This window comes from Streptomyces sp. NPDC006798 (assembly GCF_040635975.1).
Classification (GTDB): domain Bacteria; phylum Actinomycetota; class Actinomycetes; order Streptomycetales; family Streptomycetaceae; genus Streptomyces.
This window is the reverse complement of sequence record NZ_JBEYIS010000096.1, coordinates 1-17,732: the sequence shown is the minus strand read 5'-3', so window position 1 is coordinate 17,732 and position 17,732 is coordinate 1. Positions and strand designations below refer to the sequence as shown.

The window sequence follows — 17,732 nt, the reverse complement described above, 5'->3', positions numbered from 1 at the left end:
CGACGGTGGGCGCGGTGACGGCCTCGTCGATGAGGACCTCGTTCCGGGTGTTGCAGCCGTCGGGCTCGAGGCCCGAGTTCCAGTGCTTGAACTTGTCGCGGTTGTAGCCCGTGCGGTCCTCGGTCCGTACGGAGAGCCGGTTGACGGCTTCGCCGATTCGGGCCGTCTGCGCGGCGGCAGCGGTCTCGGCCCGGGACCCGGGCCCGGGGGCTTGGGCGGAGTGGGCGGGAGAGACGAGAGCGGTGAGGGCAAGGGCCGTGAGGGAGGCGGCGAGCGCGGAGCGCGTCATGGTGGTCTTCACGGGACAGGCGTACCAGCCGGGGGAGTGGCCGGGGAGGGCCCGGGGGGTGAAGACACCGTGACGGATGGGGTGGTGAACGGATGACCGTATCCGGGCGGGCCGGAGCTGCTGTCTCTCGATGTATCTGCCGCCGGGCTCGGGGCCTCGGCGTGTGCCTTCCCGGAACGGCAGTGTGGCGTTCCCCTCCCGGACCACAGTGGCTATGACCTGTATGCCTACGCCGACTGGTGGTTGGAAACCAAGTGCCCTGCGCCCGCCGGATGCCAGGCGCCGGATGCGGGCAGTGGGGGCTAGTGTGCGTTGCTTCTGCCGGACTTGCTACTGAGGGTGTTGACGGCTGCTAGGAGTGATTGGGTGGCGGCTTTGACCGCTGTGCGGATGGCCGTCCTGTTGTTGCCGGTGCGTTGGAGCCTGTCGGCGTCGATGAGCGCGGCAGCGGCGAGCGCGGCGTTGTCGGCTGCATGGGCGAGGGTGCTCGGGTTGTCGTCGAGGGTGGCCTCGACGGCGGTGCGCAGGAGGCGAATGCTGAGGAGCCGCAGGCGGGTTTCGTCGTTGGGCGAGGACACCACGGAGCGGTATCCGGTCAGGAGTTGAGTCAGGCCGCGCGGGGGTTCCTGGGCGGGGTCGGCGCGTACAGCGGCGTCGAGTTCCGTTTTGGCGAGGAGGACGCCCAGGAGCAGGGCTGTGTCGGAGCGTTTTGGGCCGGTTGGCCGGAGTTCCGGGTCTGGTGTGGGGGCAGCTCCGAGTTCGTCCAGCGCGCGGTAGAGGGCAGCAGCGCTGGACGGGCGGCATCTCGGCGGACGCGCCATCGCGCTTGTCTCAGCCTTTGGGTGTCAGGTTCGGGCGGTGGCGCGGCTGCGCCGCTTGGGCTTGGTGATCTTCGCCGGTTTGGGCATGGTCAGGGTGGCCTTGCTCATTCGGTCGTAGGTGCGGGTCATGTGGGCGATCTCGTCCTGGAACATGGCCAGAACCTCGTAGTCGGCGACCTGGTCACCGAGAGGGTTGATCGCCCCGGACAAGAGGCGGCGTAGTTCGGTGTTGATCCGGCGCATCCGCAGCGCCGCGTTCTCCGCGATCTTTGCTGGATCGGTCGTGATCATGTAGCCGCCGCGGTAGGCGAGGAACGCCTTCCCCTTCTCCATGGTGACGTGGTCGCGGATGTAGCCCTTGGCACGCTCGAACTGTCCGTCGGTGGCGTGGATGCGATCGGTGATGTGCTCTCGGGGGAGGAGGACATCATCACCCGCTTCGTCGAACAGGTGCCAGGCGAGTTCGGCGAGGTGTTGGGTGGGCACAGGGGCCGCCCGCGTGCCGACGCCCGGGGACGCTGCGCGGGCCTGCCTGGTCATGGCTGGTCATCTCCTTCGGTCAGGATGCGGGCCAGTTCGTCGTCCATGGTCTTGTCGCCGGTCGACAGCGCGGAGTCGCACCAGTCGAGCGCGGCCCGGATCCGCCGGTGGTTGTCCAGGACCGCCCGCACTTCCCGTTCGGTGAATTCGGCAACGTGCAGTCCGGGGATCATCCGCTGAAGATCGACCAGGAAGGTTGTTCCACTGCCGATCAGCTCCAGGACTTCGCTGGAGGCCCGCTGGTAGTCGACGGCGGACTCCCGGAGGCTTACCTGCTGCACTTCTGCGACTTCTTCCTCCTCGTTCTCGTCCGCACCAGCTCTGTCCCACTCGTGGGAGGCGGTGAAGCGTGCGGCGGCCGCCTGTTGGCGCTGCTCGTGATGGGCCCTGTAGAGGATGCGCTGATTCGACGGGTCAGCCATGACCTTGTGCGCAACGTCAGGGCGACGGATCAACTCTCCCACCGCTTCGCTCGCGTTCTCGTTCTCGCGCATCAAGGTCCGGACCCGGTCCAGCTTCTCCGCCTTCGTCAACGGTCTTTGAGGGAGACGTCCAGCGCGGCTGAGGGCTGCGTCCTCGGTCCACCGGTCCGCGCCGCTCGGAGGGTTGTGGATGAGGTCGAACCTGTCCTCCAGCGCATCGAAGGCGCGGTGCACGGACCAAGCGACACCTCGTACTCGCTGGTCAGGGGGCCACACATGCGCTACGTGACGGTAATCCATCAGTGTGTGCACGTTGCTGCCGATCTGATCGGCGAAGCGGTCCAGGACCATGAAGACACCCTGATTGCCTCCCGGCCCCCGAATGGGAACCATCTTCAGGGTCAAGTCGCCCAAGGAAAATTGGATCCGGGATTCCTCGTCGACCAAGTCTCGCCCTTGTTTAACGAACCGAGCCCACTGCCGGTCGGTGAACTTCTTGGGGAAGGGGCTGTTGATCTTTGTCTTGGCCATGACGCCTCCACAAGACACCCAGCATGACCGGCACTAACTTGACGTGCCGAAGCCGACATGCGATATGTCCCCCTATGGACATTATCTACCGGGGAGCCCATATCTCCAAGAGGATCCCTGTCATCCTGCGCACTTCATTGTGAGGGCGGCCAGCATCCTCCTTGTCCCGCCAGCAGGGTCGTCCGGTCATGGGCCGGTGAGGATGTCGTGGGTGCCGATGCGCCTCCAGATGATGTGGGGCTGCCCCGGGCGCATCTCGGGTCCGTACGACCAGGTGGCGCGCCCGGCGGGGCCGCGGCCGTTGGACCAGGTCATCTCGTAGATGTGGGGGTAGCCGCTGACCTGTTTGACGCGCAGTCCGGGTCGGAAGCCGCAGTCGGAGCGGAGGTCGTGGACGAAGGCGTCCCGGACGACGTGGCGGAATCGGTCGCGCTGTTCGGGGGTAAGTCGGCGGAGGTCGCGGGTGAAACGGTGCCCGGTTTCGTAGGTAGGCACGGGACTCCTCGAAGCACGAAGCCCCCCGGCCGTTGGCCGGGGGGCGGGTGGCTGCTCGTGTTGAAGGGCGTCGGTGGGGTCTCGGGTCGTTGGGTGCGTTGGGTGGGGGAGTAGTGCGTGGAGGTGCGCTGGATGCTGCGGGTGTCGGTTACTTGGCGGTCTTGAGGTGCTTGGGGTGGTTGTGGCCGGGCAGCGCAGCGCAGTATTCGCACGGCCGGGGCCGGGTCTCGCCGGGGGTGTGGGGTTCTACGCCGTCCGGGGGTGGTCAGCGGCCGGTGAGTATCTCCGTGGGGCCGTTCGACTCGTATGGGGCGTACGGTGCGCAGGACGGTTTCCCGTCTCGGGCTGGTGTCGTGGCCCGTCCGGCGGGCCGCGGGGTGAAGAGTTGGTGGTGGTCTCCCGCCTGGCGGGAGGGACTCCGGATCGCGCGCTGGTGTAGCTCGGTGTCGGGTTTCCTGGGCTGGTGATCAGCATGTCGCCGGTTCGCCCGGGGGATGGGGGGCGGTATCTCTTCCGGGGAGTGATGGCCGGGGACGGCCGCCGCGCTCCGGGTACGTCGTTGCGTGCCGCGCAGGACGAAGCCGGGGTGCCGCCTGGTGTGTGGAAGGGGCGGGGACTTGCCGCGGTCGGCCTGACAGCGGGGGAGGTGGTGAGCGAGCGGCAGGCCGAACTGCTCCTGGGGGAGGGTCGGCACCCGTTCGCGGACCGTATCGAGCGCGAGCTCCTGGACGCGGGTCACGACCCGGCGGCGGCCCGGCGGGCGACGGTGCTGGGCAGGCCCGTAGAGCACAACAAGTCGCCGAAGACGGAGAAGGCGAAGGAACGCGTCCCCTGGCTGGCGATGGATCTGGTGTTCCGGCCCCCGTCGACGGCGCACATCGCGTGGGCGCTCGGGGACGACGAGTCCCGGCGGGTGCTGGAGTTGTGCCAGGACATCGCCCGGGACAAGACGCTGGAGTGGTTCGAGGACGCGGTCGCGCAGATCCGTTGGAAGGTCGGTGGCAAGCAGCGCAAGCCGATCCGGGACGGTCTGATCGTCGCGGTGTTCCGGCACTACGAGTCCCGCGCGGCCGAATCGAAACCGCTGCTCCACGACCACGCGGTCGTGTCGATCCGCGCCCGCCGACCGAACGAGACGTGGGGCAACCTCTCCGCGGATTCGATGCTCGCCAACATCGTCGCGGCCGACACCCTCTACACCCTCACCTTCATGGAAGAGGTCACCGCCCGGCTCGGGTGGGCCTGGGAACCGCGCGAGGTCACTCCGGGGCGCCGCCCGGTCATGGAGATCGCCGGGATCGACCGGCGGCTCATCGGCTGGCAGTCCACCCGCCGCCAGCAGATCGAGGACGCCCTCCCCGTCCTCACCGCCCGGTACGAGGAGCGGCAGGGGCATCCGCCGGGGGAGCAGGCCGGCTACCAGTTGGCCTGCCAGGCCGCCGACCAGACCCGCCCGCCCAAACGCACCGAACCGCTGTCGCTCACCGAACTGCGCGCACGATGGCGGACCTCTGCGATACGGGCCTACGGCGCCTGCACCGTCCTCCGGCTCGCGCAGCGGGCCCGGGCCGCCGCGGCGGCGATCCGGGCCCGGGTGAAACCGGCCGTCGACGTCGTCCTGGCGGCCGTGGACACCGTCGCCGTGGTCTACGTGATGCGCGGCGCCTTCGCCCGCCACCACCTGCTCGCCGAAGCCCGCCGCCACCTCGCCTACGCCCTGCGCGGCCACCCCCACCAACCGGGCCTGGACGAGCAGATCGTGGAGACCGTCGTCGACGACTACACCCGCCCGATCGGCCGCGGCCGAAGGATGACCGCCGACCTCCGCGCCCTGTACCCGCACGACACCGGGGACCAGGCCGCGCTGCGCCCGCTGACCCGCCGCACCGGGGCCCCGTACGAGCGGGCCCGCCTCGCCGCCGACGCGCTGACCGCCCGGGTCCGCGCCGCGCGGCGAGCGGAGCGCCTGAACTCCCGTGCCCGGCCGGGCACGAGAGTTGTGCCTGCCGGCTTGCCGGGGTCGCGTCCGCGGCCGTTCCGTACCGGCTCGAAGACCGGCCGCCTCCTCGAGCCGGAGACCGGCGTCGCCATCGACGCGGTGGAGCGGACCCGCCGGACACTCGAAGCCGCCGCCGCCCGGCTCCGGGACGGCATCCGGGAGGGCGCCGCCGCCCACGGCCCCCGGCCACGACCCGCCCCCGCCCCCGCCCCCGCGACGACGACAGCACCGCCCCACATCGAGCAGCCCGCCACCCGGAACCCACCGGGCCCGACCACAGGAGGAATCGCGTGACCACCCCGGAAGAACATCCCAGCCTCGATGACGCCCTCGCCCTCGCCCGGGCCGCCGCCGGGGAGATGAACGCCGTACTCGACGAGGATCCGGAGCCCGAGCCCGGTGACCCCGTGGGGTGGCAGCCGGTCTGGAAACGGCCCCGGAAACCGAAGTCGAAGGCGCAGAAGGCAGCGGAGCTGCACGCGCAGCGGCTGCGCCTCCGGGACGCCGGACGCCGCCGCATCGCCGCCTCGCAGTCGCGCCGGCCACGCTCCCGGCAGAACCGGATCGGCAACGCCGCTGCGCGCCGCGACGCCCGCGCCCTGGCCCGGGTACGGCACACGAACCACTGGCTGATGTGACGATGCGGGGGCATCGTCCACCAAGCGGAGTCCGCCCGACACCGTCCATCGCCACCAAGTGGACTCCGCCGGGCGGGCTCCACCCAATGGGTTCCACTTCGATACGCCGGGCGACGGCTGACTCCATCGTGGTGCGCACCGCCGTGGTGCGCCGTCCGTTGCTGGGTTACCGGGTGAGCGTGGCCAGGTAGGTGTCCAGGGGCTGCACATACCCCGGGAGGGGTTCGAGGAGGTCCCACCAGTGGATGTCCGAGATCTCCTCGGTGGGCACGAAGGCGCGAGTGTCGGCGCAGGTTCCCGCGTACAGGGCCAGATACTCAACGCGCTGGTCCGGGGCTAGTACGAACCGCGCGTAGCCGATGAACCGTACTTGTCCGTCAGGGTGCTGCCCGCTCTCCTCCAGCAGCTCACGCACAGCAGCCTGGCGGGGGGACTCGCCGTTCTCGATACGGCCCCCTGGCAGCTCCCAGGACTGGCGGTACCGATCGAAAACCATGAGGACGCGACCGGCTCGCCACAACGCCGCCAGCGCGGCCGACAGCGGAGCGTCCTTCGGCACCGCCGCCTCGCCGACCCGCGCGAACGAGATCAAGGAGTTGCCCCGGCCATCAGCTGCAAGCGGTTGATCTGCGGAGTGGGCCACGGTCGGATGCTTCCCCTCAAGACTCGGTGGCACAGGACACGGGGTATCACGATGCGGTCACGACGGAGGGGTGTTCCCGGTCCGGTGTCACACGGAGCCCGGATTCGGCACCTGTACGGGATGAAGGGCGGGACAGGCCCGCCCCACCGTGCAGGAGTACCCGTGGCGAGCACCGCAGACGACACCGAGCACCCCCTCGACCGGACCGGGAAGGCCCCCTCCGCGGGCCCCTCCGTCACCCCCTCCGCGCCACGCATTCAGCGGCCGGGCGTTTCCGCTGGTCAGACCCGGTGGAAAGGGGGCCGTCGCAGCGCCGACAACCCTCATGTAGATGCGGCAAGTCGCCCCCGGCACCGGAGGACTTCGACCGGGCCCCGGCGCCGGGAGATCCTGCAAGCGCTTGGGATCTTCCAGCGGGCTACGCCCGACCAGCTGTGGAAGCTGACCCGCCCCGGCAACCGGCACGACAAGCTCGTACGGGACACCCTGCTGGATCTGGAGGAGCACCAGCTGGTGAGGATCGAGTCGGTGCGGGCGGACCAGCGGCAGGTGTGGGTGCTGACCCGGCGCGGACACGGCGAGGCCAAGCAGCTGCTGGAGCCGGAGGGGATACGGGTCTCGGCGCTGCGGGAGAAGAAGCACGACCCGGTCACCGGGAAGCTGCTCGGTGCCAGCTACGACGACCACGCCGCGGCGGTCACCTCGACGGCCGCCGAACTCCACCGCGCCGGGATCGGGCACCGGCTCGGCTTCCAGACCGAGATCGGGCACCGGCTCGCGGACGGCTACGTGCAGCGGGCGGACCTGGTAGTGCGGGCCCCGGACGCCGGGGTGCCGGTGCTCCTGGTGGAAGTCGACCGCCGTACTGAGGACGCGCACGACCTGGTCGCCAAGCTGCGCCGGTACTGGGAGTGGGGCCGGCTGCTGCCGAAGGACGCGCCCAAGAGGACGGTGGACCTGGTCCGTGCCCGGCCGGACGTGATCGAGGACTTCGTCGACCACGAGCAGCGGCTGTGGCGCAGGTTCTACCCGCCGACCGGCCGGGAGGGCCTGGTCCCGGTGGCGTTCGTGTTCGCGGACACCACCGAGGCGAAGGTCGACAACACGGTCACGGTGCTGGAGGAGTACGGCCGCCGCCACTGGATGCCGAGCCGGTACGGCTCCCTCTACCGGGACGCGATCACCGCGCTCGACTACCACCAGGCGGTACCCGTCCTCGTCACCACCCTGGAGAAACTCCAGGAGCACGGCGCCGACGCGGCCGTGTGGCGGCGGCTGGGACGGGACGGCGAGCAGACGCTGACGGACGCGCTCGACAACCCCGACGGCCACGCCCTCTACCGCGCCCAGGAGGCCCGCGCCGAAGCGGAGGACGAACGGCGCCGCGCCGCGCAGCGGGAGAAGGAGCGCCCGGTGTGCTCGCGGTGCGGGTGGAAGTTCACCGACGGGCGCTGGGAGGAGGTCACCGTGCACCGGACCGCGGTACGGGCGGGGGACAGGTCGGTGTGCGGTCCGTGCCGGGCCGACGACGTCGCCCGCCTGGAGGCCGCCGCCGAAGCCGCCCGCCTCCAGGCCGCCACGCCGCCGGAGCCGGAGAATCGTCCCGGGCCGGGCCGGGGCCGCAGCTGGTTCCGTCGGCGGACCTGACCCGGGCACATCCCCAGGGGGAGTTCGGACAAGGTGCCCCGAGCAGGCCGGGCGGGGCTGCCCGGCCCGCTCGGGGCAGCGGGACCCTTGCCGGGCCCCGGGCTGCCCGGCGGGACGCTCCGCGAAGTTGCCGAGCCACCGCGCGGGAAGCGGTGGCCCGGAGCCGGCCGATACCACCCGCGCCCTGTACACCGGAGGAATGCGACGAAACAAGCACGACAAGAACGCGGGTGTTGAAGCCGGGGCGGCCTGGCCCTTCGGGCCGGGTGACTACATGTGGCACGCGATGGCCAGGCTCGCCGGCACGCATCACGCCCCGGTCCTCGCCAGCGGGCCGTTCGCCCGCCCGGCGGGCGTCCTGTCCTTCCTCCGGGCCCCGGACGTCATCCTCGCCTCGCGGGTCCAACTGACCGGAGCACAGACCCTCTCTGAACTCCACGATCTGGTCGCCACCGCCACACGCGGCATCGACTTCGATGCCCGCACTCTCGGCCCCGGCATCGCCCTGGAGATCCTGATCGGCAAACGACAAGACCTCGCCCTGCACGACGACCACCTCACGGGTCTGACCCGGCTCCTGCTCGAGGGCGCCGACACCATCGGGGCTCCCGGGATCGCCCGCCCGCCGCACTGCGCGCACTGCGGAGGGAGCGGCGAGGCCCGCCCCCTGTGGGGCCACGAGGCGGGTGTCACCGCATGCCCTTAGGGTGAGCGGCGCACCGACGGATCAAAGGAGATCCTTCATGGGAATACCGGACACCTCCGCCACCGCGCCGAGCCGGGCCCGCGCCTGGACGAGGCTGCACCAGCACCTGGGGTGCGCTCCTGGCCCGCTCACCTTCGACATGGTCCTTCAGGCCGCAGCCGACCACCTTCATGAGTCGGACGACCTGGACTGGAAGAGGGACCTCCCCGTCCCTCCCATGAACGGCCAGTGGAACGAGTTCGCCAAGGACGTCGCCGCGATGGCGAACACCCGTGGCGGGCTGCTCGTCTACGGTGTCTCCAACGACCACGAGATGGTGGGGGTCGACCGGGAGAAGGCCGATCTCCGGCAGTACGGGCAGTGGGTCCGCAACCACGTCCATCCGTATCTGCCCGACCTGGTGATGTTCACTTTGACCGACGGAGCAAAAACGATCCTGGTTGTGGATGTGCCAGCCAGCGAAATGGCTCCGCACCTCGTCCACGGAAGATCGGACAAGGACAAAGAACAGCAGGCGTTCACGGTGCCGTACCGCGACCGGGACCATACCGCCTGGATGGCCGAGCACCAGATCGAGCGTGCCTACCGCGACCGCTTCACTCGCACCGGCAGCGCCGAGGAGGCGCTGCGGCAGCACTCCGACTTTCTCACCAAGACCATCACGGCGCACGCCGTCAAGCCCTCAGCCTGGCTGGTTGCCGTCGCACGCCCCACCAGGCCCCTGCCGCGGGGTGTTCCCCCGCTGGACAGGGAGGAGGCACAGTTCCTCCTCCGCCTCGCGGAGGAGCGAGGACGCAGCCTGGCACCGCGACGAATTCCCGGCCCGATGAAAGGAATGGGCGACGCCCTCACCAACCCTCGCCCTGGCCTGCGACGCTGGGTCAGCAGCACCCTGGAGGATGATTACAACCGGAACTCCATGATCGAGCTCCACCACGACGGCACCGTCACCATGGTCAGTAACGTATCGTGGCGACCCCGCTCCGAAGAAGATCGGCTCAACGCCAGGGAAAAGGGCCGCATCGACAGCGCCCTACCCGTGTCCCTGCGCGTGATCGAAGCAGGATGCGGCGATTTTCTGGGAGCCATCCTGGAGCTGCAACGAAAACTGAGCCTGGACAGTACACAGCAGATCATCGCGACGATCTACGCGTCCAACGGTTCCCGAGCCCTCGAGCCCCGCACCGCAGGCTTTGGGGATGGCGGCGAGATCACTCCTCCGTACGCCCGTAATCCTCACCACATTCAACCTGCACACACACTGCTCTCCCCGATCGCGGATGACGAGGAAGCGGCGCACGTTGCCAAGGAACTCAGCAACGACTTGATGAGCCAGTTCGGTCTGTAGACGAACGCTTTGAAAATCCGGACGTGTCCTCGATCGTCATTGCCGATTGTGCGGCGGGTGGCGTCCGATAGCGCCATGGACCCCTGGCACCTCGGCCGCCAGGACATGCTCGACTTCGGCTGACGACGCAACGGCGGGGCCGGACAAGATCACCCTGTCCGGCCCCAGGCCGCCGCCAGGCCTCCGGCTTCGAACGCGATGTGGCCCGGTTGTGTCCGACGGCGACCAAGGCCCGGAAGCCCGAGAGCCTGCCCGCCATGGCCTTGTGCTGGTGGTGGCTGATGCGGACCAGATCTTGGCCGGTACGCGTTCGCGTCCGGCTGCTCGGTGGTGTCGTTCCAAAAGAGAGTGCAGCGTTCTTCCGAGAAATCGGGTGCCCAATGTCTCTGCGGAGTTCTACCGTTCTGCTGTATGAGCACGCAGGAGTTCGACGGGTCTTATCTTCTTCCGCTGTTCGCCCAGGCGGACAGGCTGCGCGGCAACGGTGTCTACCGGCCACTGCCGACACCCGCTTCCTCCAGCAGTCTCGCCACTGACGACAAGCCACTGGGCCCCTGGCGGGCCGCACACCTGATCCAGGTCTCTTACGGTGCCGGCCTGGCACACCTCGACGCCTTCCGCCGCCTCACCCTCGCCGGAGAGATCGACCCCACCAGTCCCTGGACACTCATGCGCGGGGCCTTGGAGAACTTCGCCACCGGCATCTGGCTCCTCCACGGCAAGGACCGTGCCGAACGCCGACACCGCGCCCTCTCCTTGTGGCACGAGGACATGCGTAACCGGGCCCAGCACGAGGACGACACGGGGCATCAGCCCGCTCCCGGAGGGAAGACCGGCACCGAACGCAGACGGGAGATAGCCGACCTCGCCCATTCTCTCGGCCTCCCCAACCTGACCGCGCCCAGAACCACGGTTCTTCTCGAACAGGCGGCGCCCGCAGCCGGACTCGACCCCGTCAGTACCCGCGCCGCCTGGCGAGCCGCTTCCGGCTACGCCCACGGCCGCTACTGGCCCAATATCCGTACCGCTCAGCCCCGTGCCGCCTACGAATCCGGCACCGACAGCTACATGCTCGCCATGGTCATCGACGAGGCTCAGCACCGGCCCCTGACCGAGTACTGCGGCACGATGCTCCGGCATCTCCACGCCAGGTACCACTCCCGATCTATTCCGTCCTGAGCCTTTCCTGCCACCACCGAGCGCTTCCTCGGTGTGAAGGGGAGCGTGGGAGCATATGGCCATGGGAGAGGTTGAGGGGCCCGACGAGTCCGAGGATGCTGGCTTCGCGGGGCTGGTTGATCTTTCGGGCTTCTACGCTGCGGTGTTCAAGCCGTTCCAGGACTATGTGCGGAACCAGAACGCGTGGATCGGCGAGATGCTTGCCGAGTCCGCCGTGGTGAGGATGCGACCGGTCCTTCCCCGGGTCGTGGTTGATTCTCATCTGATCCGGATGGACGCCATGACGGAGAACCTCCGCAGGCAGATCGCGGATCTGACGGGCTTCAACGACATGGTCCGCCAGGCATTGGGGCCGCTGGCCGCGACCTATCGGACAACCCAGTGGCACCGTGTCTTCGCCTCCTTGGGCGACATCACCAAGGGGTTCTACCCGGAGAACCTGCGCGACGTCACGCCAGGTCTGGACGACCTGGAGACGCTCTTGGTCGACGAGGGCATACCACTCATGTGGGTGCCCGGGCCGCCGACGGTGCGCGCCCTGTTGGAAGCGCCGGATGCCGCCACCCGGCGCCGTATCATCGGCCGACGTTGGAAAGGCGTCGTCAACGACTGCGAGACGGTACTCGAAGAGGTCCACCACCCGGCGGTCGAGGATGCCCGCAGCTTCGCCCTCGACGTCGTCCATGCCTTGCGAGCCGGCCACACCAGCGCAGCTCAGGCACTGGCCGCCAATCTGCTCGACTCCATCCTCCAGCGCCTCGACAAGACCGTTCGTGTCCAGCTCACGCAGAACGACTTCAAGGCCAAGGGGATCAAATTCAAGCTGGACGACCACAAGTTCAAGGTCGCCTGCACTTTCGCCCCGGTCTGGTACGCGCACGCCAAGTACTTCCCGCAGAAAGGCGACCCCATACCGAAGACCTTTGGCCGCCACCCCAGCGCACACGGCGTCTCCCGGACTCAGTACTCGCGGATCAACGCGGTGTACGCCCTGATGCTGGTCACCTCGGTGATCAAGTTCTTCGACACGGAGCCGCCCGGCCGACGGTAACCGTAACGAGACCCCGGGGCTCATCGGCGGGCCCGGCGTCTTGCCGCTGTCGTTGTTGGGCTTGGGTGTCAGCGGCGGGTTCGGGCTTTGGCGCGTTTGGCTATAAGACGTGCTCCGGTTGCGTTCATGCGCCAGCGGGCGAACTCGGTGCTGATGCCGAAGCGGGTTGCCACGTCCCCGTCGGGTACGCAGTCGCGGGCCAGGCGCCGGGCTGCGTCGAAGGGCAGGAGCAGTTCCCCTGAGAGTTCGGCGGCTTCGTCTTCCTGGTCGCGGTCGCTGTTGCGGCACTCGCGTCCCGAGGTACGCAGCAGTGTGGTGAACTCGTGCTCCAGGAGGATGTGCGACATCTCGTGCGCGAGGGTGGAGGCCCGCCGGGGGCGCTGGTGCCCGGAGTTCTCCACGATCACCCGGCGGCGGCCCAGACACAGGACCGCTGCGGAGAAGACCTCGGGACGGACCTCGGTGAAGTGCTGCAGAGCGGCCGCTTCGAAGGGGCGATCTTCGGTGACCTCGTGCAGGGTGAAGACCTCAATGCCGTAGAGCTTCGCGAGGGCGTAGGGGTCCATCGCCTCGTGCGCCGTGACACCGAGCTCACCCCTCACCTCCAGCGCCAGGCGCTTCGCCTCGGCTTTGAACCCCCTTCGCACTACGCCTCCCTGTCTCGGGGCAGGGCCTTCACCCGGCGCACCGTGGCGTGAATGACGGCCTCCAGGTAGGCGACGTCCTCGGGTTCGAGGTCCTTACGGGCCCGGAGCAGCGATCCGATCTGCGTGACGAGTTCCGGCTCCTCCCGTTCCGCCGATCCGGTGTCTCCCACCGCGAACTGCTCCGCCGGGACTCCGAGCCACTGCACCAGAGTGATGAAGGCGTCCGCGTCCGGGCGCAGTCCGTTGGCCATTCGGGAGAGCAGGGATGGACTGACCTGGAGTTCTTTGGCCAGTTGCCGCCAGGAGAGCCCGCGGGCGGTTCGCTGGGCGTCGAGCGCCGAGTACAGCGCGTCGACGTCGATCTGGTCCTTGGCCACTGCGGTCCTTCCGATCCCGGGAGAGTCACTTTTAGAACAGTGTTTGACTATCACAACACAGGTGATCTAATCTCGATGTACTGTCTCGAAGTCGAGACGGTTAGCCTAGCTCGGAAGGAACACATCCACCATGCCCAAGAAGACCACCACCCCCAGCGGCAACCGTGGACGAAGCGCGATCACCGGCCGCTTCGTCAAGCAGTCCACCGTCAAGCGCCACCCGAAGACCACCGTCAACGAGACCTTCAAGAAGAAGAAGTAGGCGTGCGGACGGCTCCCGTCCGCACACCACTTGGCGACCGGCGTCGTCCTAGCGGAGGTCCGGGTCACCATCCCGGGCCACTGGTAGCGGCCCGCACCGTCGCGCGGTGACGTACGAGATCCCTGGGCCGTGTCGGCGGGCCCGGGGATCCCGTACGGCGGGGGTCAGGAGTCGTCTCCGTAGCCCTCCCGCTCGGAGGGCGGCCCGAAGCGCTTGATGGACCAGCAGGTGCAGTTCCCGCCCTCGTACAGTTCCTCGTCGCACTCCTCGTGGTGCTCCCGGACCGCCTGCTTTGCCGGGGCCGTCGACGGTACGGGCTCCGGGGCGGCCTCGGCGACAGGAGGCGGTCCCGCCCACTTCATCCCCAGCGCGGCGAGGGCGGGGCGCTGTTCCGGGGTGAGCTTGTCCCGCCGGCTCTTGGTGTTCGAGAGCCACACCCCCAGCTTCACGAGCACCGTCTCGCCGTCGACCACGATCTCCTCGACGTGTCCGCGGGGCACGGGTCGGTCCGCGCCTTCCCGCCCCACCCACTGAGCGAGAGCCGCCACGCCGCGCTGGAACGCGGCCTCCGCCTTACTCCCGGCCTTCACCGACCCCTTGAGAGCGGCCAGCGCCGGAGAGAGCTCCGCCGGGGCGGCGGCCGTCAGGGGAAGGGTGGTGCTGCGGATGCCGAGTGCGGTGAGCCGTTCGCGCTGTTCGGGCAGGAGCTGTGCCCAGGTGCCCGGCTCCTGCTGCCGCCACCTCCAGGTGCCGATGTCGTCGCCGTCGAACATGACGCCGGGCTGGATGTGGGGGAGGTGGCCATCGGCGTCGACGAGGTCGGCGAGCACCCGGTAGTGCCGCTGCCAGTTGAGCGGCCACTCGCAGTTCCAGTCCGGGTCGATCTCGGTGAGCTGCTGCGCGCGCTCCGCCGCCCGGCCCGCGTCCTTCCCGAGGCCGCCCTTCCTCCGGAGGTTGGCGAGGTGCTGGCCGATGGGCACCATCGCCTCGCCCTCGCCCCACACCGCGTCCTGACGCGGCGCGAGGTGCCCGGTGGCCCGGTGGTAGGACCGCAGCGCGGCGAGCTTGTTCTCCCATGCCTCCTCGCCTGGCTCCCAGACCATCCCGGCATCGGGGGAGTCCAGCAGCGTTTTGCGCCGGTCCTCCAGCTCCCCGGCCCTCAGGGCCTTCCGCTGCTGGTGCACCCACCGGCCAAGCGGAAACGACTTCGTCGCCCCGACCTCGACCTCGGTGTCGTAGGGCACGGCGTGGACGCCGGTGATCTCGTTCTCCGCCCGCCAGCGGATGAGGGCCTGGTAGCCCTCCAGCCAGACCAGGGACTCCGGCCGGTACACCCGGGTCCGCAGGAACGCGGCGATGGTCGCGGCGTCCCGGGGAGAGGAGAAGTGCAGCAGCGCCGCTTCGGCAGCGGCCTGGGTGTCGTCCTGCTCCTGGTCCTCGCCGTCACCCGCGCCGCCGGCCCCGACGATCTGCCCGTTCTCGTCACGCCGGACGTGCACTTTGCGCTTGCCGCTGGTGAGGGCGCGGGACGCGAGCTGCTCGACGAGCCGCTCATCATGACTGCGGAGGCCCTGGAGGACCGCCACAAGGGGGCGGAACGAGGCGCTGGCGACCATGTCGGTGGGGTCCTCGTTCGGCTCCAGGAAGACCGGCACGATGATCCTGGCGACCTTCGTGGAGCCGTCGCGGTTCAACCTGAGCGCGCGGCCGATGTTCTGGACGATCTCGACCTGGGAGCCGCGGGTGTCCGCGAAGCAGATCGAGTCGACGCCCCGCTCGCCGGTGATGTCGACGCCTTCCCCGAGTACGCGAACGCTGGCGAGGAATGCCCGGTGGACCCGGCGCCCGGCCGCATTGATGCCGTTGGCGAACTGCCGCAGCGCCTCCCGGCGTTCGGCCACCGTGTGGTCGCCGCACAGCCAGGCCGACCACACCCGGTCCGGCGGGACGTGGCGGCCTGCTTCGAGCTCGTAGAACTCCGCGTCGATCGAGGACTTCGGCAGCTTGTCGGCGGCGGCCAGGTCCTCATCGGAGGCATCGTTGACGTACAGCTCGGCTGCCGTCTCTGGCAGCTTGTCCGCGAACGCCTGCGCCTCCTCCACCTTCTGGTGGAAGGTCATGACCGTACGGAGGTTGTAGGCGGCGGCGTGCTCCAGGAGCGCGGTCTGCAGGAGCGCCAGGCGCCGGCCGCGGCGGGCCTCCTCGGACTCGCCGAGGACGGGGGAGGGGTCGCGGATCTCCAGGACGTCGATCTCGAAACCGGCGAGGATCTCCCGCTCGATGGCCTCCGACAGACCGAGCTCCGCGAGCCACGCCCCGTATGTCCCGTCCGGGTCGTCGGCCATGGACGCGATCTCCGCCTCCTGGCCGTCCGCGCCCTTCTGCGGGCGGGCGGCGGCGAGGATCCGCGGGGTGGCGGTGAGGTAGAGCCGGAAGTCGGCGGGGATCCGGGCGTTGTCGTGGATCACCGCCCACGGACGGCCAAGATCCCCTGCCGTACCGTGCGCCTCATCCACGATCGCGAGCGAAAAACCGTCCATGCGCTGGCCGAACAGCCGCTCTCCGCCCGCCAGAGCGGCCTCCAGCGGCCCGCGCACCTTCCGCCGACCCACAGGGGCGTCGATGTCCTCGCGGTCCACGAGAGAGGCGTACGTGGCGAACACGACCACCGGCCCTGCCCCTGCCCACAACGCGAGCTGGATCGGGTTCGTAGTGGTGCGCACCCCCAGCTCGTTCAGCACCGCGTCGTTCTCCAGCGAGCACACCGCGACCATCGGCGCCCGGTGGCCCACCAGGCGCCATGCCTGGGCGGTCTGGGCGAGCAGGTCCAGGGTCGGGACGGTCACGAGGATCCGGCCGTCCGCGAACGACTCCAGCGCGCACGCGGCGGCCATGATCGTCTTGCCCGACCCGGTCGCTGACACGATCGTGCCCCGGGCACCCTGCGGGGGCACGGATGACCTTGCAGGGAATCCCACCCACTTCCTAAACGCGGCTCGCTGATCGACCTGGTGTTTCTTGAGCTGAATCGCTGACATTTCCCTGCCTTCCCCGAGCGCTGAATTCGTGTGGTTGTTCAGAGGGACACGTGCGGAGTGCACGCAGCGCCCAGGTCGTTCCAGGTCGTCCCGTCCGCCTTATGCCAGCCGCCCGGCTTCCCGTCCTTGAACGGCGGCTTGTCGTCCGGGTCGTAGTGCCCGGTGTCGAGCGTGCACACGATGTAGTCCCCGTCCCCGTTCACCGTCCGCGCGGTGCACAGGCCGCCGGCCTCGCCGAGGGCCTCCAGCGCCCGGCGCCGCTGCGTGGTGTGCGGATAGGTGCGCGGCAGCACGTGCTCCCGGACGAACCTCTCCAGCCGCATCAGGTCCGCGCGTTCGCGGCGGCGGATGTCCGCGATGTGCACGGAGCCGGTTGCCGGTCCCGGCTCCACGGCCGCATCGTTCCCGCTTGCCTGCCGCTCCTGGTGGGCCCGGTGCCAGCGGGCTACCTCCGGGTCGATCGTGGGGGAGTAGGTCTCCCAGCCCTCGCGGCTCATCGCGGTCCAGATCCGCTTCAGCTCATTGCGCCGGGCCGCGGCCAGACGCTCCTCCTTGCTGAGGAGCCCCGGAGGGTCCTCGCGCCTCTCCAGGCCGCCAGAGGCCACCCACATCCCGTACACCTGGTCCTCCGTCAGACCGGTAACCTCCCGGTGGATTTCCCTCCGTGCGCTAAATCGTTCGTCGAAGCCCAACCCATTCAAAGCATCCTCGCTTTCCGCGCCCCGCCCCGATGGTTGGGGGGTGTCTGGTGTTTCCGCCAACGGTACATGCTGCATCATCCTGATGCACCCGCTATACTGGAACTCACCCCCAACGAGCGACCCACCCCTCTCTCACTGCCAGCCCGGGCCCGCTCTGCGGGCCCAACGGTTCTGGAGGCGCAGCCGGAAGGACCGTCAGGCGGGGAAGCGCAGCGGACCCGCCCGGAGCGCACCGCGCTCCCCAACTCCCGCACCACACACCCAACCAGCCCGCACCGATCACCCCGCCCACCCGGCTCGCGCACCGCGCGGGCCCCCGGCCGCATCGCCCAAGACCATCAAGCCGCCGCCGACGGCAACCCCGTCGGCGAAGGAGCCGTCCGCCGAGGATCTGGCGA

17 protein-coding genes and 1 pseudogene are annotated in these 17,732 nt (G+C 69.3%); 8 read left to right on the top strand and 10 right to left on the bottom strand.

The window, feature by feature from the left end; genetic code table 11:
- The 5 genes and pseudogenes from ABZ714_RS33980 to ABZ714_RS33960 all read right to left on the bottom strand — a co-directional run.
- Positions 1 to 301, bottom strand: a pseudogene (locus tag ABZ714_RS33980) (HNH endonuclease); the annotation flags it as partial.
- Between the two features lie 290 nt (positions 302 to 591).
- Positions 592 to 867, bottom strand: a complete 276-nt coding sequence (locus tag ABZ714_RS33975; protein ID WP_358829234.1) for a hypothetical protein — start codon at positions 865 to 867, stop codon at positions 592 to 594.
- 267 nt (positions 868 to 1,134) lie between these two features.
- Entirely contained in the window at positions 1,135 to 1,596 is a 462-nt protein-coding gene (locus ABZ714_RS33970; protein ID WP_358829233.1) for a hypothetical protein, read from the bottom strand.
- 50 nt (positions 1,597 to 1,646) lie between these two features.
- Positions 1,647 to 2,603 (bottom strand): DUF6192 family protein, encoded by a 957-nt coding sequence (locus ABZ714_RS33965; RefSeq protein ID WP_358829232.1) that lies wholly within the window; start codon positions 2,601 to 2,603, stop codon positions 1,647 to 1,649.
- 186 nt (positions 2,604 to 2,789) lie between these two features.
- Positions 2,790 to 3,098, bottom strand: a complete 309-nt coding sequence (locus ABZ714_RS33960; protein ID WP_358829231.1) for a hypothetical protein — start codon at positions 3,096 to 3,098, stop codon at positions 2,790 to 2,792.
- A gap of 523 nt (positions 3,099 to 3,621) precedes the next feature.
- Here ABZ714_RS33960 and mobF point away from each other — a divergent pair.
- A complete protein-coding gene (gene mobF / locus ABZ714_RS33955) occupies positions 3,622 to 5,391 on the top strand; it encodes a MobF family relaxase (protein WP_358829230.1) in 1,770 nt (589 codons plus the stop codon).
- Positions 5,388 to 5,735: a hypothetical protein gene (locus tag ABZ714_RS33950; protein WP_358829229.1), complete on the top strand. Its 348-nt coding sequence runs from the start codon at positions 5,388 to 5,390 to the stop codon at positions 5,733 to 5,735. The genes mobF and ABZ714_RS33950 overlap by 4 nt, the downstream gene beginning before the upstream one ends.
- 166 nt (positions 5,736 to 5,901) lie before the next feature.
- On the opposite strand, the gene ABZ714_RS33945 is transcribed toward ABZ714_RS33950, so the two are convergent.
- The gene (locus ABZ714_RS33945; RefSeq protein WP_358829235.1) at positions 5,902 to 6,294 is read right to left on the bottom strand and encodes an NUDIX hydrolase; all 393 of its coding nucleotides are present in this window, start codon (positions 6,292 to 6,294) and stop codon (positions 5,902 to 5,904) included.
- 246 nt (positions 6,295 to 6,540) lie between these two features.
- Here ABZ714_RS33945 and ABZ714_RS33940 point away from each other — a divergent pair, with 246 nt between their 5' ends.
- The 5 genes from ABZ714_RS33940 to ABZ714_RS33920 all read left to right on the top strand — a co-directional run bounded on the left by ABZ714_RS33940 (position 6,541) and on the right by ABZ714_RS33920 (position 12,309).
- Entirely contained in the window at positions 6,541 to 8,025 is a 1,485-nt protein-coding gene (locus ABZ714_RS33940) for a replication-relaxation family protein (protein WP_358829228.1), read from the top strand.
- 199 nt (positions 8,026 to 8,224) lie between these two features.
- Positions 8,225 to 8,731 carry a hypothetical protein gene (locus ABZ714_RS33935; protein ID WP_358829227.1) on the top strand — a complete coding sequence of 169 codons (507 nt, stop codon included), beginning with the start codon at positions 8,225 to 8,227 and terminating at the stop codon, positions 8,729 to 8,731.
- A gap of 37 nt (positions 8,732 to 8,768) precedes the next feature.
- On the top strand, positions 8,769 to 10,079 hold the full coding sequence (locus ABZ714_RS33930; protein ID WP_358829226.1) for an ATP-binding protein: 1,311 nt from the start codon (positions 8,769 to 8,771) through the stop codon (positions 10,077 to 10,079).
- 411 nt (positions 10,080 to 10,490) lie between these two features.
- Positions 10,491 to 11,258: a hypothetical protein gene (locus ABZ714_RS33925; RefSeq protein ID WP_358829225.1), complete on the top strand. Its 768-nt coding sequence runs from the start codon at positions 10,491 to 10,493 to the stop codon at positions 11,256 to 11,258.
- Positions 11,259 to 11,319: 61 nt separating this feature from the next.
- Positions 11,320 to 12,309: a hypothetical protein gene (locus tag ABZ714_RS33920; RefSeq protein WP_358829224.1), complete on the top strand. Its 990-nt coding sequence runs from the start codon at positions 11,320 to 11,322 to the stop codon at positions 12,307 to 12,309.
- Positions 12,310 to 12,377: 68 nt separating this feature from the next.
- On the opposite strand, the gene ABZ714_RS33915 is transcribed toward ABZ714_RS33920, so the two are convergent.
- Both ABZ714_RS33915 and ABZ714_RS33910 read right to left on the bottom strand, forming a co-directional pair.
- On the bottom strand, positions 12,378 to 12,956 hold the full coding sequence (locus ABZ714_RS33915) for an ImmA/IrrE family metallo-endopeptidase (protein ID WP_358829223.1): 579 nt from the start codon (positions 12,954 to 12,956) through the stop codon (positions 12,378 to 12,380).
- Positions 12,956 to 13,333, bottom strand: coding sequence for a helix-turn-helix transcriptional regulator (locus ABZ714_RS33910; protein WP_358829222.1), 378 nt, complete (start codon positions 13,331 to 13,333; stop codon positions 12,956 to 12,958). Before ABZ714_RS33910 ends, ABZ714_RS33915 begins: the two co-directional genes overlap by 1 nt.
- Positions 13,334 to 13,463: 130 nt before the next feature.
- On the opposite strand from ABZ714_RS33910, the gene ABZ714_RS33905 reads away from it, so the two are divergent.
- Positions 13,464 to 13,595: a hypothetical protein gene (locus tag ABZ714_RS33905; RefSeq protein ID WP_358829221.1), complete on the top strand. Its 132-nt coding sequence runs from the start codon at positions 13,464 to 13,466 to the stop codon at positions 13,593 to 13,595.
- A gap of 164 nt (positions 13,596 to 13,759) precedes the next feature.
- Here the strand turns inward: ABZ714_RS33905 and ABZ714_RS33900 are convergent, their stop codons facing one another.
- Both ABZ714_RS33900 and ABZ714_RS33895 read right to left on the bottom strand, forming a co-directional pair.
- A complete protein-coding gene (locus ABZ714_RS33900) occupies positions 13,760 to 16,633 on the bottom strand; it encodes a Helicase associated domain protein (protein WP_358829220.1) in 2,874 nt (957 codons plus the stop codon).
- 38 nt (positions 16,634 to 16,671) lie between these two features.
- Complete coding sequence (locus tag ABZ714_RS33895) at positions 16,672 to 17,244, bottom strand: hypothetical protein (RefSeq protein WP_358829219.1); 573 nt, start codon at positions 17,242 to 17,244, stop codon at positions 16,672 to 16,674.
- Between the last annotated feature and the right edge of the window lie 488 nt (positions 17,245 to 17,732).